The following is a 16,283-nucleotide window of genomic DNA, read 5'->3' as shown; positions in this document are numbered from 1 at the left end:
CTGATTTGGTTTTTTGTTTTTTCTCAATAAACATTCTTACCAAATTAATCTACGAATTTACGAGTAAGGAGCTAGTTTCGTTCATGATAACTCGTTCCTGCGGGGTCTTCAGCTGTTGCTTTTCCCGCAGGAGACTCGCTCCTTTCGCTACAATCAACACTATAATCAACATTGTATTTTATTAAAATTTAAGCTGCAGCTAAATTTGATGAAGATTGTTTTTGAGCAAGTTTCATGCTAGCTAACTTCATTCCATTGTATACCATGGTAACTAAATCAAAATGGACTTTAGCTCGTTTTCCAGTTCTGTACCTTACATTATTCAACTGAAAGTATTCTTTGAGGTATCCAATGACCCTTTCAACGGAACTACGTTCCTTGAATCGTTCTTTCCAGGCGATGGAACCACGTGCTGGTGCACTATAGCGCCGTAAATCGGATTCTATTTTTATCTTAAAGACCTTTTGGCATAATGAATCTTGTGCTAGAGGACAATCGCTACATTCCTTGGGCCGTGTATATTTTAATGTTTGATATTTTTTATCAAAGCTATCGTATCGATAGGAATGCTCTCTTACACAGGTTGGAGCGAAATTCTCATCAAACCCGATTGGCTCAGATTCATTCTTTTTGTTGTAAGCGATGATGGAATACCCTTTCATTCGATGGACTTGTTCATAGATTGCATCATAATCATAACCTGCATCCATTAATGCAAAGATCATTCTAAGTTCTGGGTAGTTACTTTCTATTCCTTTTAATAAAGGTATAGCTGCTTTGCCATCGTTTAAGCTACCTGAAGAAACAAGCGAATGGAGAATAAATTGCGTTTTGGTATCATCAGCAAAATGGCCTTTATAGCCGTACCAATACACGTTTTTCCCTTCACTATTTTTCTTCACACCCCATGTAGGGGGAAGTGGCATTTGATCATGAAGTTCATCGTAAGAAGCGTCTAGTTGGTCTTCGATTTTCTTTTCATAAATGGACAAAGAGGCTTCCTTAGCTTCTTTCTCTTTTAGCCATTGTTCACGTTCAGCCTTAGACTTACGTCCACGTTTCTTTCGCTCAGACTTTGGTTTCTCTTCTTTTTTAGAAGGAGCTTTATCTCTCGCTTCAAAATGACCTGAATCAATGGCAATATTGGGATCCGTAATAAATTTTTCATTGATCGCATCAAGCACTATTTGAGAGTTAATTTCTTCAAGAACGTTTGTATCCTTAATTATTGTAATCATCCTTGAAAATGACGCTTCGGAAGGGACTGGATCAGATATCAAGAAACCACAGTCAACCTTAAACCTAAGATCCGTGTTTAAACGGTCAACTAGGAGTTGTATTTCAGGAATTCTATCAGCTATTCTTACCACAAGCGCTTGAACCATTGCAGGATAGTTTAGTTCTACGGGCCTTCCTAAATTAGATTTTTTCGCTACGATAGTTAGGATTGGATTGATATCGATTGCTGAAAATATCTCATTGTAACGTTGGGGAGGTTCTAAATCAAATAAAATTTGCATGCTAAAAAGACTTTCTTGTCGCACAATATACATAGGAGTCTTTCCCCCTTCGAATTAGTTTGCTGGTTACTTACTAAATTCGACATTTGGGGAGGTACTCCTTTTTTCATGCTTTTAAACCATTGGCCCACAAGGGCCGAGATTTATGAAATTCATTCAAAAAAATAAATAAAAAAGTCGATCCTCTCGAAATGGATTCGACTTTTTTTAGCTTGAAATAAATTTTACCATTAATATCCTATTTATTAGTCATTTTGATGGGATATTTGCTGAAGTTTCACATCAATAACTGCTGAACGGCCTGACTTTACTTCTTCCATTCCTTGATATAGGGCTTCCTTTAACTTAGCTGGATCTGATACTGTAGCAGCAAATGCGCCACCGGCAGCTTGGGCTATCTTTGCTAAATCTGCTGGCTGATCGAAATTTACCCAATAGCGGTCATCTCGGTTTGCAATACCGTCTGGATACAATCTAAGCAGATTGTTTTTTGTAGCATTCCAGCCTTGGTTGTTATAAATTACAGTTAAAAATGGGGTATTATATCGGCGTGACATCCAATGAACGGATGAAGGTACACTAAATAAATAAGATCCGTCTCCAGTTAAGCTGACAACATTTTTTTCTGGTTGCGCTAATTTAACCCCAATGGCGGCACCTCCATTCCAACCTAGGGATGTCCCGCCATTACCAAACATGGTAGCTGGCTTAGTACGAGGCAAATGACGCATAACGGTCATCGAATTAGTGATGGTTTCATTGAGAACAACGGTGTCTTCGTCCACGACCTCTCTAACACATGCTGTCAGCCATTCAGGAGTAATAATTCCATCACTGGGATACGCCTCCTTTTCATCCCACTCTTTTCGTTGACGATTATGTTTTATGGAAAGTTCCTCATAACGAGATTGGATAACACTACTATTATTATCTATCGTTCTAGCATATTCATTCAATTGGAGTAAGGCTTGATATGAATCAGCTTGATACAAGGCTTCAACGGGAATATGCCACAAAGGGATTTCTGTTTTAATTGGATCTACATCGATATGAAATACTTTGCAGTCTTTGTTTGGTTGGTTCACTGCTGGAATCCAAGGCACATCTGAATCAATAATTAAAATTACATCGGCTTTTGACAAAAGCGTTTCTTCGTTAAAACCTAAGTGTAGTGGATGATCTCCTGGGAAATTAAGATAACTACTATTTACTTCAATGACTGGAATAGCTAACCGTTCACAAAATTGTGTCAAAAGGCTTACACTTTCCGTGTTTCTTCCAAGGTAGCTTGTAATAATAACGGGATAATTAGCTTCGACTAAGGAATTAACAATATGCTTTACCCCTGTTTCAGGTAACGGCATTGCTTCTAGTGGCTTCCAATTCATTGATTCATTAGGGATTTGGGTTACTACTTCTTCTAACACTTCTCTTGCACCTGTTAAATATACAGGACCTTTAGGATCACTATTAGCAAGTTGCATAGCTCGATAAACGAGTTGTTTTGTGTTTAATCCTGTACGAATATCTCCTTCCCATTTTACATAATTTCTAATAATACCACGTTGATCATACACATTTTGTAAGTAATTGATAGGGGTAATACGACTTCCTCGTAATTCCCCATTCATTGTATAAGGGGTTTCACCAGAAAAAATAAAAACAGGTACTCGAGAACGGTTTACATTGTGTAAACTCCCTCCCAAGTTTTGTGTCCCCACATCCGTATGAACAAACACTCCTTGTGCCTGTCCGCTGACCATATAATATCCATGAGCAGCACTTAAAGTTAAATATTCATGGGGACAAATGATAATTTCTGGAAGGGATATATTATTTGCTTTTGCCTTCGCAAGTGCTTCAATAATTGCGGGGTGATCACTTCCGAGATTACTAAAGAGATAAGAAATTCCTGTTTCCTGGAGAGCCTCTAATAAAGCATCCGCTGTATTATATTGGGTTAATTTCGCATCCAAGACTTGTTCCTCCTAATTAGATTATTTATTTTTAAGTAGATTAATTCCATGAGTTTCAATATACTCTGAAAAAACCATCTCTGAATTTTCTAAGCCAATTCCGCTTTGTTTGAGTCCGTTGAAAGGGATATATTTGTAACCTAATGGAGTGTGAAAAGCCGTGTTAATAAATGTCATCCCAGATTCAATTTCTCTAGCAATTTTCAGTGCTCGTTCCTCGTCAGATGACCAGATTGTTGATCCAAGTCCATACTCTGTACTATTAGCCATTTGAATCACTTCATCTTCCGTTTGGTAAGGAATTAATGGAATAATTGGGCCGAATTGTTCGCAAGTGACAATCTCTTGATCAGGCTTAACATCCCGTGCAATAATTGGTTTTAAATAATATCCGTTTTTCCAATTGTCTGGCTCTAATTTTTCACCAAGTTCAATGAGTTTTGCTTGGCTATCTTTTAATCTTTCAACTAGTTGTTTAATATTTTCATATTGTTGGTGATTGTTTACAGGTCCAAAGCTGGTGTCTGGGTTAAGCTGGTGTCCAATTTTATATTTGCTGGTTATATCACACATTTTTTCATAAAAATCATTATACATTTTACTCGGGATATAAATTCTTTTAATAGCATAGCAGAACTGACCTGAACGTCTAAATACACCATTCACAATGTCCGGAACAATTGTATCAAGGTTTGCATCATTTAATATAATTGCTGGATCATTGCCTCCTAATTCAAAATGAACGTCCTTAAGTGAATTTGCTGCAGACTTCATAATATTTTTTGCAGTAGGTCCGCCACCCGTAAATGAAATTTTACGAACAAGAGGATGAGTTGTTAATGCTTCTCCAATGTCACCATCACCGGTAACAACGTTAATTACTCCTGGGGGAAATAACTCTGCAATTTTCTTCAAAGCTAAAGTGACTCCCATAGAAGAAAATGGTGAAGGTTTAAATACCATTGTATTACCTGCAATCAGACTAGGGGCAAGTTTTTGTATTGTTAAAACTATAGGTGCATTCCATGGTACAATTCCAGCGATTACACCTATTGGTTTTTTTTCAATACGCACCCAACTCGTTTCATCTTCAACATCTGTTGGTTCAAAAAATACATTCGCAAAACTTGCAGTATTTCGAATATTTGATACAGCCATATTTAGTTCAACTTTACTAGCTTCAAGTAACATTCCATTTTGCTTTGAAATAATTTCAGCTAAAAATGGACTTTCTTTTTCCAAAACATCGGCAACTTTTAAAACTAATGATATTCGTTCTTCTAAAGGGGTATTTCGCCATGATAGGAAGGCATGATGTGCCGCACGTACTGCTTGATCAACCTGTACAACGGTTCCTTTTCCTACCTCTCCAATTATCTCACTCAATCTCCCAGGATCCCTCACTTCGTTATATTGAGCAGTTTCAACATCTTGGTTATTTATAAGCAAATAAACTTTCAAGAAAATACATCTCCTTTTGTATTAATATAGTGAAATGATCGTTAGTTATTTTTACCCTATACTTGAAGTTTGTGTAGGTAATGGATTCTCATTTTTTTTCACTTTTAGTTCAATAAAGAGAATGAACGTAGCAATGACTACTCCAATAATATCTGTAACATAGTCTACATGCATCATTAGCACTGCACTTGTTAACATAAGAAGTCTGGCCAAAAGCTTAATATGGCTTTTTAAAAATCCTTCTAATGCTACAGATAATACAAAAACTCCTATAATAGAAGTAAAGGCGGCATAAAGAACGTTTAGTAATGGACCTTCAAAAAGTAATTGCGGTCCATAAACAAATAAATAAGGAACAATAAATGCCACCAAGCCTAAACGTAAGGTAATTATAGAAGTTTTTGTAGGACTTGAATTAGCTAATCCGCTAGCTGCAAAAACGGTTACAGCAACTGGTGGTGTAATGTGAGCTAAAGTTGCATAGAAAAAGATAAACATATGGGCTGCCATGGCTGAAACACCTAATTGGATCATAGCTGGAGCAGCAAATACCGACAAAATGATGTATGATGCAACAGGTGGAAGACCAAGCCCCATTATTATAGAAACAACCATTGTTAGTAAAAGTAACAAAAATAAATTTTCTCCTGCCAAATTAATTAATATACTTGATAAGCGGAGCCCTATTCCAGTCATATTAATGACCCCTATTACAATTCCAGCACAAGCACAAGCAGCTACCACCATAAGGGAAACCCTGATACCTTGTTGTAAAGCCTGAATAATTTTTCGTATTCCCATTCTCGTATCCTTTCTTAAATACGTACATAATGGGATCGAAACGATTGCCCAAAAAGCTGAAAGGGTGGGACTTGCTCTCTCAATTAATAGTAAATATATTAAGATAAACAATGGGATTAATAAATGTCCCTTTTGTTTTAACTCTTTTTTTAAATCTGGCCCTTCTTCTTTTATACTGACATTCCATCCCAATTTTACGGCTCTTAAATCTACCATAATAAACACTGCCATAAAATATAAAATTGCTGGGATAATTGCTGCAAATACGACGCTCGTATAAGGTACTCCAAGGAAATCTGCAATTAAAAAAGATACGGCTCCCATAACAGGTGGTAGAAACATTCCACCTGTTGAGGAAATTGATTCAACAGCTGCTGCATATTCGGGCTTATAACCTTGCTTTTTCATTAATGGAATTGTCAGTACTCCTGTAGTAACAACATTGGATGATGGACTCCCACTTATGCTTCCAAAAAATGCACTGGACACAATGGAGACCTTTGCTGCACCACCTCGAAAACGACCGACTAAACCCATGGCCAAATTTATAAACAACTGACCCGCTCCTGAACGTTCTAATAGAGAACCAAAAATAACAAAAAGTACGATATATGTTGCAGAAACTCCTAATGATATTCCTAATATCCCTTCGGTACTTAATCCAATGTGGGTTACGATATGTTCAAATCGATAACCAGTGTGTGCAAACATAAGAGGGAGGTGTTGTCCATAAAATACATAAATCAAAAAAACAATCGCAACGGCAGGAAGACCCCATCCAACAGTTCGACGAGTTGCCTCCAATGTCATAATAATTAAAAAGGTTGCTATTACAACAACAAGTGTAGACGGTAGGGCTAAATTTCTAGTTAGTTCAATATGATTAATAAAAATGTATAGAGATGCTGCAATCGCTATGGAAGCTATCATAATATTGATTAATAGGCCAATATAGTTATGAATCTTTAACTTATCTTCATTGACCATCTGTTTTTTGATGAAGGGATAAATAAGGAATATTAATGCAAGTGCAAACCCTAAATGTGCGGAACGTTGTTGAACAGCTGGAAAAAGTTGTACTCCTGCTGCATACAAGTGGAACAATGCCATACACAATGCTATACTCCCTACTGTCCATTTTAAAACTTTGTTCATAATCACTGCTCCTTTATGAAAAAATTGAGGGAGTACAACTTAATAAATTATTTTGTACTCCTAATAAACAACTTCCTATTCTAATACTCCGATTTCACGCAAATACTTTTCCGCAGCGGGATGTAACGGCATTTCTATTCCATCTAATATGTTATCTTTACTAATTTCAGATCCTGGAACGATAGCTTTTAATTGTTCTGGGTAATCCATCATTGCTTTTAGGTAGTTGACAATTAAATCATCAGGAGTATCTTTATGTGTGATGTAATGGTTTGTAAATACTGGGATAATTAAGTCCTCATCAATACCATCATAAGTACCCGCTTCAATCGTTCTTACTGCTGCATATGGAGCAAATTCATTTAAATAATTCTCCGCTTCGGTTTCACTTAATGAGAGGATACGAATATCTGTTAAGGACATTGTTTCGTTAATAGCAGGGGAAGGGATGAGATCAGTTATTGCTCCTGCGTCCAAACTGCCATCCCGCATAGCTTGTTGTACCTCAGCGTTCCGATAAGGTTGAAATTGATAATCTGTTCCTTCTTCAAGACCAAGGGATGAAAGTAATTCTTTTAGTGTATCTTCAATGGCAGCACCAGGAGGAGCTCCGATATTTTTACCTTTCAAATCAGAAAAAGTTTTTATATCGGAAGATGCAGGAACAACCAAGTGAATATTAGCTGTATCTACATAACCAATCGCTCTTAATTCTTTATGCTCCCCAGGAACATGCTCATATACTCCTTGGTATGCTTGTGCTCCATCTCTAGTTGAAACGATTCCAATGGCTGGTCTGCCTTCTTCATACCTTTCTAAAATTGAACGAATATTTCCAGGAGACCCTCCAGCTGCTTCTACTGAAAACTGTACGTTAGGCATTAAACCTTCATCAGTAAAGATTTTTGCAATAGCAGCAGATGTACGATACACAGCCCCTCCAGTATTCGCTACGTAACTTGGAACTATACCAGAGAATTCACTTGAATCCTGGCCATTTGAAGAAGCAGACTCTGAATTTCCTTGTCCATTCCCACATCCACTAAGCATTAAAACACTGACTAATAATATTGTTAAAATAATAAATAAATTTTTCTTTATCATGGTTATTACCTCACTTTTTATTTTTTACAAATCTATTTTTCAAAGTACGGTTAAGAAACTAGAAAGAGTATCCGATAATATAGGAGTGAATAAAATCCTATGTGAAACTAGATATTTTTAATCTTTATTTTACTTTCACTTTATTACCTACATTCTTTTGAAGGTAGGTATTTAACTAAATTATCAGCCCACTAATGAATAGTGTGAATAAATTTTAAGATTACCTAACTGTATCCGTTACTTTTTTCTATAGTTTGTATATTCAGAATAATTCGTCCGCAAAAATTTCTTTGCAGAAGATCCCTGTGAGGTCGTCTTTAGATTTTCTTGATTTACCTCTGAATTTTTGGTGAAAGAGGCATACTACCAAATAAAATATCCTTAAATATTCTTTGTTCCATAATGTTAAACAACTATTTCCATCAAATCATGTGAAATTTGTACTTCGCCTTCAAACTTTACCTTGATTTGTTCTATTAAATCATCTGGTAAGTTAGGAGGTAAGTGATTTAGTAGCAGTTTTTTAGGCTGAGATTCCTGTGCAATTTCTCCAACTTGTCTTGGGGAACAATGTCCCATCATGTTTACTAGTTCCTCTGCTGATAAATCAGGATGTGCTTCAGTCAAGAAGCGGGGAGATGGCTTACCAGGAAAAACTTCATGAATTAATAGATCACAATTTTTTGCAAATTGGCTAAACCCTAGAACTGGACCTGTATCTCCTGATATTACAACTGATTTTCCTTGACATTCAATTCTATAAGATAATGAATAATCTACATATTCACCGTGATGAACACGAAATACTTTAATAGTAAATGGATCAATATATAATTCTGCTCCTCCAAATACTTCTTCTACAATCGGTGGCTTCCATGCGCCTGGGCCTCTCATATTTCTCCTGTAGATAAGATCTCGATAATATACTTTGTTAAATAGTAATTCGGTTACTTCTTTCATTCCTAATGGACCATATACTTGTAAAGGGATCTCACGGTCAGTAATAAACCCTGTTTGTACAAAAGAATCATAGTCACCAAAATGATCCCAGTGTAAGTGTGTGAAAAAAAGGTGATTAATACTATTGTGTTTTAATCCTGATTCAATAATTTGACGATTTACCCCTGGTCCACAATCGAATAGGATTTTATTATCTCCATGACTAATAAGAATACCTTGACCACATCGCTCTGCATTTGGAGTAGGTATGCCGGAGCCTAAAATTTTTACTTTCAATTATTAAACCTCCCATATTATAAAAGTTTTGTTATCGCTTTCATATTGTCGTTTGTTGGGGACGATTAATCCGATGGTACCCTTTTAATCTAAATATTGCTTTAACCTAGACTTTCATATAATCCTTTTAACCCATAAGGTCACGAACCCTTTAATGTACTTCTCTACTATTCGAATTCCTATTTTGAACCCCTATTTAAGTCAATTTCTAATTAATAACATAAAGTGAATGCTTATAGTGTTAATTGAACGAACCTATACCAATTTGTCTGACATTATATCGAACCCCCAATCTTTTACTTTGTATTAAAATTTACTAAATTAATTAGATAACGTCGATAATGAAGTTTAAAATAGTGAAATTATTTAGAAATTTTAATAATTTGAAAAAATTAAATTCTTTAGAAGTGTTCAAACCTTGATAATCAGTAGTAAAATTGTAATTCTTATTTATATCTACATTTCAATATAACCCAACTCCCGAGATAATGTTTTAGCCATTTTTACTATACTTTTAATCATAAATGCGTGATCAACGCCTCTCATGTAGTTTGTTGTCCCAACAAGATTGATTGAAGCTATCGTTTCCCCTGAATAAGAAAGAATTGGTGCAGCAATTGCATAGGTACACGTATTATTTTCATTATTACTTATGGAATAACCCTGTTCTCGGACAGATTCTAATTCTCTTTTAAGTGTTTTGATATCCATAATCGTATTAGGTCCTTGCCTTGATAAACCTTTTTCAATGGTTTTCCGAAGGTATGATTCATTGTAAGCAAGCAGGGCTTTCCCAGCACTTGTACAATAAGCAGGCATTCTTGAACCGAGATAGGTTGGAAGGAATTCAGGATCATCTGAAGAAATTCTTAAGACATTAACTACGTCTCCTTCGTCAAACATGGCAATGTGTGATGTTCCCTTAAATTTCTCTACCAATCCCTTCACTAGAGGCATGGCTCTGTCATAAAAATCCTGCTGAAACATAACGCTATTATTCCATTCAAGAAGTTTCCAACCTAATCTGTATTTCCTGTTAAGATCTTTTATTAATACTCCCTCCTTGCAGAGAGTAGTTATAAGGTGATGCGTAGTACTCCTGCTTAATCCAAGTCTTTCTGCAATTTCAGCATTACCTAACACGGGTTCCTCTGGAGTAAAACAATTTAAAATTTGGCATACTCTAGTAACAGAAGCTATCATACTATTACACTCCTTTTTTTTACTTAATTAAAAGATAATGGTAGCCTATAAATTATTTAACTAACTACTTAAATTCATATTATACATATTTTTTTGATTATTCAAAATATATAACAATAGCATAGTACTTATAGTTTGTTAGCGATTATCATTTATAAGCATATTTTATAAGGATGTCTTTATATTGATTACAAGCTATAGAGTAATGTATATATACATTGGGAATAATAGCAAAATTATTTTGATTTTTTAGGTGGAAATAGTCCTCTATGAAAAAATTATTTAAACATGAATAGCACTTGAAAATTTCGGAATATTTAGTTATGTTTTTTACTAGAATGAAAAAGTTTGTTAAAGAATAAACGCTTTTTGATGTTAAAATATGGGTTACCTAAAGGTATCCCATATTTTATTAATAAATAGGAGGGTGCACCTTGAATACAAAAATAAGTCTTGAAAAGCCTATGGTTGAAATTATTGAAAAGGTAGAGAACGGTCAAAGATTAACGAAGGAAGATGGGATTTACTTATACCAATCAAGTGATCTATTAACAATTGGACAATTGGCAGACAAAGTGAACTTCAAAAAGAATAACAATCTCGTTTATTTCATCCAAAATATGACACTTTACTTTACAAATGTCTGTGAGGCTAAATGTGCTTTTTGTAATTTTAAGAAAGAACCGGGTGAACAAGGGGCATACACATTAAGTGGCGAAGAAATGGTTGAGTATGTAAATCAAAACTTTAATCCTCAAATAAGAGAATTTCACATTACAGGAGGACATAATCCAAATGTTCCGTTTAGTTATTATGTTGAATGTATAAAATCACTTAAAAAAGCATTTCCTGGTGTTTCGATAAAAGCCCATACGGCTGCTGAAATTGAATTTTTTTCAAGATTAAGCGGATTAAGTTATGCTAGCGTTCTTAAGACATTAATGGAAGCAGGATTAGATACGTTAACTGGAGGTGGTGCAGAAATCTTATCCGAGCGCTATCGTAAAAAGATGGGTGTTGGAAAAGCCACGACTGAACAATGGCTTGAAATACAAGAAGTTGCCCACAACATAGGTCTTCGAACACATGCTACAATGCTATACGGTTCAATAGAAACGATTGAAGAAAGAATCGAACATATGATTCAATTGCGGGAGCTACAAGATAAAACCAATGGTTTTTATGTATTTATCCCACTGGCAGTCCAACCTAAAAGTACAAAGGCCGGAATCAAAAGAAGAACTTCTGCTATTGAGGATTTAAAAACCATAGCAATTAGCCGCTTGATGTTAGATAACTTTAAACATATCAAAGCTTATTTTATAAATATAGGTACACAACTGGCACAACTATCATTAACATTTGGCGCTTCAGATGTACATGGCACTCTTGTTCAAGAGCGAATAAGTCACGCTGCCGGTGCACTAACACCAGCAGGACTAACTAGAGATGAACTAATCCACTTAGTAAAAGGGGCGAATCGAACTCCTGTAGAAAGAGATACATTCTACAATGAGATAACTAGGTTTTGATGTTAACAAGGAAAAGATTAGGATGATTTATTTTTATTCGTAGAGCTACTTAGAGCCAACGTGCCATAACCAACATTGAACGACAAGGAAATCCTTGGGGAATCAACCGTAAAGAACGGGAAATCTAGTGGCTAGGTCGAGACGATATACACGTGCAGTAAAATAGGGTAGCTCTGAAATCATTACTTGGAGTTACCCTAAAAGGTGTCTTGGAGAGGACTCCCACTGCTGTTGGATCGGCAGTTTTAGTAATTTCGCGGCTTATTCAATTTACTTTGAAAAAAGAGATCGTCAATAAAAAATGGCGATCTCTTTTTTTCGTATATTGATTTATCCTGTGTTTTTCATTAGTCCTTGTCTCGTTAAAACTTCTTTGAGAGATTGATATGAAATGGGTAAGCCGAATTTCGTATCCCACTTTGATTTTGTGATAATTTCTCTTACGGAATATTTCATATGGGTAAATTCAAAATGAATTCCATTTTTATCTCTTAAATCTCTTAAAATATCTTCAAAGCGATGAACCGCTTCTGAATCGATAGAATTGACACCGGACATGTCAAAAATAAGGGATTTAATGTTCTTCCTTTGTTGTATTAGTTCTTCCAACTTTTTTTCAAGATGTGAAATATTAGCGAAATATAAAGACGAATCGATACGCAAAATTACAGTTTCAGAATATGTTTTTCCATCAGGGATTCGATTGATGTTTTGAAATACATCCTTTTGTTCTATGTATCCCAACTCTACAATGAAAGGATCAGGATTCGCTGTGCGGTGAAGGACGGTTATTAAAGAAAAGATTATCCCTACTAAGATACCGAGTTCTAAACCGATGATTAAGGTAGAAACGAAAGTAACAACTAAAATCCAACCATCTGCTTTTTTTAATTGAAAAATGTGCTTGGCTTCTTTAAAATCCACAAGCTTATAGACTGCAACAAGTATTATTGCAGATAAAGTGGCATGGGGCAGATAATAAAAAAACTGCGTGAAAAATAATAAAGTAATTATTAAGAAAAAAGCTGTAAAAATGGAAGCTAACGGTGTTTTGGCTCCAGATTGATAGTTAACTGCTGACCTCGTAAAGCTTCCTGTAATCGGATAACTAGAAAAGAAGGATCCGACTATATTCGCCAAGCCGACACCCTTTAACTCTTGATTGACATCGATTCGATAATTCTCTTTGGCAGCGATGGATTTAGCAATAGCAATCGACTCCATAAATGCAATAAAAGCAATGGTTAGTGCTGTAGGTAAGAGAATTCTAATCGATTCGAGGCTAAAGGCTGGTGCTAAGAAGCTGGGCATTCCGTTGGGAACGGAACCGACAATTTTAACACCCTGTTGATCTAGGTTAAACCAATAAACGGTGAGCATGGTAACAATCACAACAATAATGGAGGTTGGAAATTTCGGTAAGTACTTTTTTAATAGAACTAAAGCGAAAATATTTCCCAAGGCGATGGAGAGAGTATATAAGTTTGTCGAGCTTATATTATGGGCTGCTTCCATAATAACTTGGTAAATATACATACTTGGTTCTATTTCAATACCAAGTACATTTTTTAACTGGCTAAAGGCGATAATAATCGCTGCTGCAGAAATAAACCCGCTAATGACAGCATGGGAAAGGAAATTAAGTAAAACTCCCATCTTCAGGATACCCAATAAAAAATGAATAACCCCTATCATAAAGGAAAGTAAGATGACATAAGAAATATATTCTGGTGTACCCGGTTCCGATATTGTGGAAACTCCAGATAAAACTAATAATGAGATTAATGCTACGGGACCAACTGCAAGGTGCTTAGAAGAAGCAAAAAGTGCGTACATGATAACTGGTATCGTTGCTGCGTACAATCCCATAACTGGTGGAAGACCAGCTAACATTGCATAGGCCACTCCTTGTGGAACATACATAATAAAGACGATGATACCTGCGTTTAAGTCCTCATATAGATCATTCCGTTGATAATCCTTTATCCAGCGCGTAGCGGGGAGTATTCTCTCTAACATGAATGTTTTCGTCCTTTCATCTGATAATAATCATATTATAACACACTTTTATCCATTTTGGTTAAAAGTCTTTGAGGATTTGTAATGTATTAATAATGCAAGTAAAGGGACCTCGAATTATTCGTTATTTACCAGAAATTGAATTAACGTTTAATGGGTATTAAGATATAATTGCACTAGTATCTTTATAGTGAGTTTTCAATTAGAGGGGAAAAGGAGGTGTTACTGAGGTGTTAAAGGCATTTCTTGAAGATGATTCGGCAAAAAATCAACTAAAAAAATCCGTGTATCAATTAATACATAAAAAAGGAAAGGCTTCAAAGGTTGATTTTTTGAATGAAATCAATATACCCCAAACAACATTAACTCGTATGGTAGGTGAACTGGAAGCCAGGGGTCTAATCCGAACAAGTGGATATGGCGAATCTAGTGGGGGGAGACCCCCTGCCCTATATGAAGTGGTACCAAATACCGGTTTTGTAATAGGAATCGAAATATCCAGGACCCATGTCAATATTGCCTTACTGAATATTAAGTTTGAGTCAATTGGTCAGAAGCGGTTTACATTGACATACTCCCATACACCGGTAGTAACTATTGACAAAGTCATACATAATATCAACGTTTTACTAGAGGAGCACCTTATACCTATTGATTTATTGTTGGGGATTGGTGTTGGTGCTGTTGGACCACTGGATAGGGAGAAAGGTATTATTCTCAATCCAGAAGGATTTCTAGCAGAGGGTTGGAAAGATGTTTATATCGTTACGATGTTTCAGTCGGCATTTGCCGTTCCGGTTTTCTTAAATAATGGAGCAAATACGGCCGCTTTAGCCGAATATGAATACCATGAATTTGAGAATGAAGATATGCTCTATTGTATAAGCGGTTATGGTATTCGCTGCGGCTTTATTAACAAGGGAGTTTCTTTAAACTTTCGTGAAGGAGATACGAGCTCCTATGGTCATATCATTATCGAACCAAACGGAAGGACATGTATTTGCGGTAAAAAAGGCTGCTTAAATGCCTATGTATCCTTTGATGCTATCTTTAAAAGTATAGAAGAAACAAGTAATCAGACCCCTTTTAAATTAAAAACGGTTGATGAACTGTTGGGTCTCCTTATAAATAATGATGATATTTTAAAGAAACTGTTGGAATCAGCTTATTACTACGGAATTGCAATTGCTAATATGATCAACATATTACACCCAAGCACCGTCGTTTTACATGGGAAATTAATTTACGAATCGGAAGACTACTACAAGGAAGTTATTCGTGTATCTAAAGAGCATATGTATTCCACAAGAAGAAACAATGTCGTTATTAGGAAAGGTAGTCTCGGAGAAGACTCTGCTGCTATCGGAGCGGCAATCCAAGTTTTTCGCGGTTTATTCAAATAATATTAACAGATAATTACCTTGTAACAGTAGTTGAAAATGATCATCTGTCCAAGATTTGCAGATGATCATTTTAAATATTACCTTATTCTAATCAAATAATTAAGAAAATTCACAACCGACTAGTTCAGTTGTCCTCATTTCATCGTACATTAAGAAAGTCACTTCTACTTTTTTCATTTTGGCCTCCAATAACGAAAAGATTCTATTTTAAATAACTAGTATTTCCAAAATACTATCTAAAATTCTATTTTTTTATAAAAGTACCAAACAGTACGTTTGACCTTACAAACCCATCTTCTGTTCTAACAAACACGATGTTTGCCCCGACAAACGTGTCGTTTGCTCGAGTAAACATGTAAAACAACGATCAAAGCTTGGCGGTATTATGCCCTGCGAAGCTACGTACAACCATAAGGGAACATATATAGGGGTAAACCATATTATCCTAATTTAAAAAATGGGTAGTCCTTAGGGCAGAATGGACTACCCTATTTGTATAGTTAGCATAAAAGGTAAGACCACCTTTATTTGATCTTATTGATGATGCTTTCACCATCACACTCAAGTCATGTGGAGGTGATTTGGCTGGACTTGAGAGAATAATTCTAAACGGGTTCGGTTTTGGGAGACAAATTACGTTTCGCAATGATAATAACATTCAAAACCGAAAACTAATTAACAGATGGAACGAACGCAAAAAGCATCAAAAATAACACTATTTTCAATCAGTGTTTTCGTTTGATGGTAGAATTAAATTAGTGAAGGTAAGGCCTATACTACGCAACAAGGAATTTCAAACTAAAGCGCTTATTCTCTTGTTTATTGTTGTTTCTTTTATACATACACTTACCCTTGTAAATATATAATGTTACA

Annotated in this window: 10 protein-coding genes; 2 read left to right on the top strand and 8 right to left on the bottom strand. The window is 35.6% G+C overall.

Annotated elements, in window-relative coordinates:
• Window positions 1-188: 188 nt before the first annotated feature.
• From J2S74_RS22080 to J2S74_RS22050, 7 genes are all read right to left on the bottom strand, one after another.
• Entirely contained in the window at window positions 189-1,553 is a 1,365-nt protein-coding gene (locus J2S74_RS22080; protein WP_307330226.1) for a transposase, read from the bottom strand.
• 212 nt (window positions 1,554-1,765) lie between these two features.
• Window positions 1,766-3,496, bottom strand: coding sequence for a thiamine pyrophosphate-requiring protein (locus J2S74_RS22075; protein ID WP_307330224.1), 1,731 nt, complete (start codon window positions 3,494-3,496; stop codon window positions 1,766-1,768).
• A 21-nt stretch (window positions 3,497-3,517) separates the two neighbouring features.
• Window positions 3,518-4,957: an aldehyde dehydrogenase family protein gene (locus J2S74_RS22070; RefSeq protein ID WP_307330221.1), complete on the bottom strand. Its 1,440-nt coding sequence runs from the start codon at window positions 4,955-4,957 to the stop codon at window positions 3,518-3,520.
• A 51-nt stretch (window positions 4,958-5,008) separates the two neighbouring features.
• Entirely contained in the window at window positions 5,009-6,913 is a 1,905-nt protein-coding gene (locus J2S74_RS22065) for a TRAP transporter permease (protein WP_307330219.1), read from the bottom strand.
• Between the two features lie 75 nt (window positions 6,914-6,988).
• Window positions 6,989-8,017 carry a TAXI family TRAP transporter solute-binding subunit gene (locus J2S74_RS22060; protein WP_307330216.1) on the bottom strand — a complete coding sequence of 343 codons (1,029 nt, stop codon included), beginning with the start codon at window positions 8,015-8,017 and terminating at the stop codon, window positions 6,989-6,991.
• Window positions 8,018-8,422: 405 nt separating this feature from the next.
• On the bottom strand, window positions 8,423-9,253 hold the full coding sequence (locus tag J2S74_RS22055) for an MBL fold metallo-hydrolase (RefSeq protein WP_307330214.1): 831 nt from the start codon (window positions 9,251-9,253) through the stop codon (window positions 8,423-8,425).
• Between the two features lie 456 nt (window positions 9,254-9,709).
• Window positions 9,710-10,456 (bottom strand): IclR family transcriptional regulator, encoded by a 747-nt coding sequence (locus J2S74_RS22050; RefSeq protein WP_307330212.1) that lies wholly within the window; start codon window positions 10,454-10,456, stop codon window positions 9,710-9,712.
• Window positions 10,457-10,920: 464 nt separating this feature from the next.
• On the opposite strand from J2S74_RS22050, the gene mqnE reads away from it, so the two are divergent.
• On the top strand, window positions 10,921-11,988 hold the full coding sequence (gene mqnE / locus J2S74_RS22045) for an aminofutalosine synthase MqnE (RefSeq protein WP_307330234.1): 1,068 nt from the start codon (window positions 10,921-10,923) through the stop codon (window positions 11,986-11,988).
• A gap of 330 nt (window positions 11,989-12,318) precedes the next feature.
• Here mqnE and J2S74_RS22040 read toward each other — a convergent pair whose 3' ends face one another.
• Entirely contained in the window at window positions 12,319-14,007 is a 1,689-nt protein-coding gene (locus tag J2S74_RS22040) for a SulP family inorganic anion transporter (RefSeq protein WP_307330209.1), read from the bottom strand.
• Between the two features lie 230 nt (window positions 14,008-14,237).
• On the opposite strand from J2S74_RS22040, the gene J2S74_RS22035 reads away from it, so the two are divergent.
• Complete coding sequence (locus J2S74_RS22035; RefSeq protein WP_307330206.1) at window positions 14,238-15,410, top strand: ROK family protein; 1,173 nt, start codon at window positions 14,238-14,240, stop codon at window positions 15,408-15,410.
• The last annotated feature ends 873 nt before the right edge of the window (window positions 15,411-16,283 follow it).

Origin of the sequence: Evansella vedderi (genome assembly GCF_030813435.1) — a bacterium.
GTDB lineage: Bacteria > Bacillota > Bacilli > Bacillales > Salisediminibacteriaceae > Evansella > Evansella vedderi.
The sequence above is the reverse complement of the archived record's forward strand: the minus strand, read 5'-3'. Positions and strand labels throughout refer to the sequence as shown.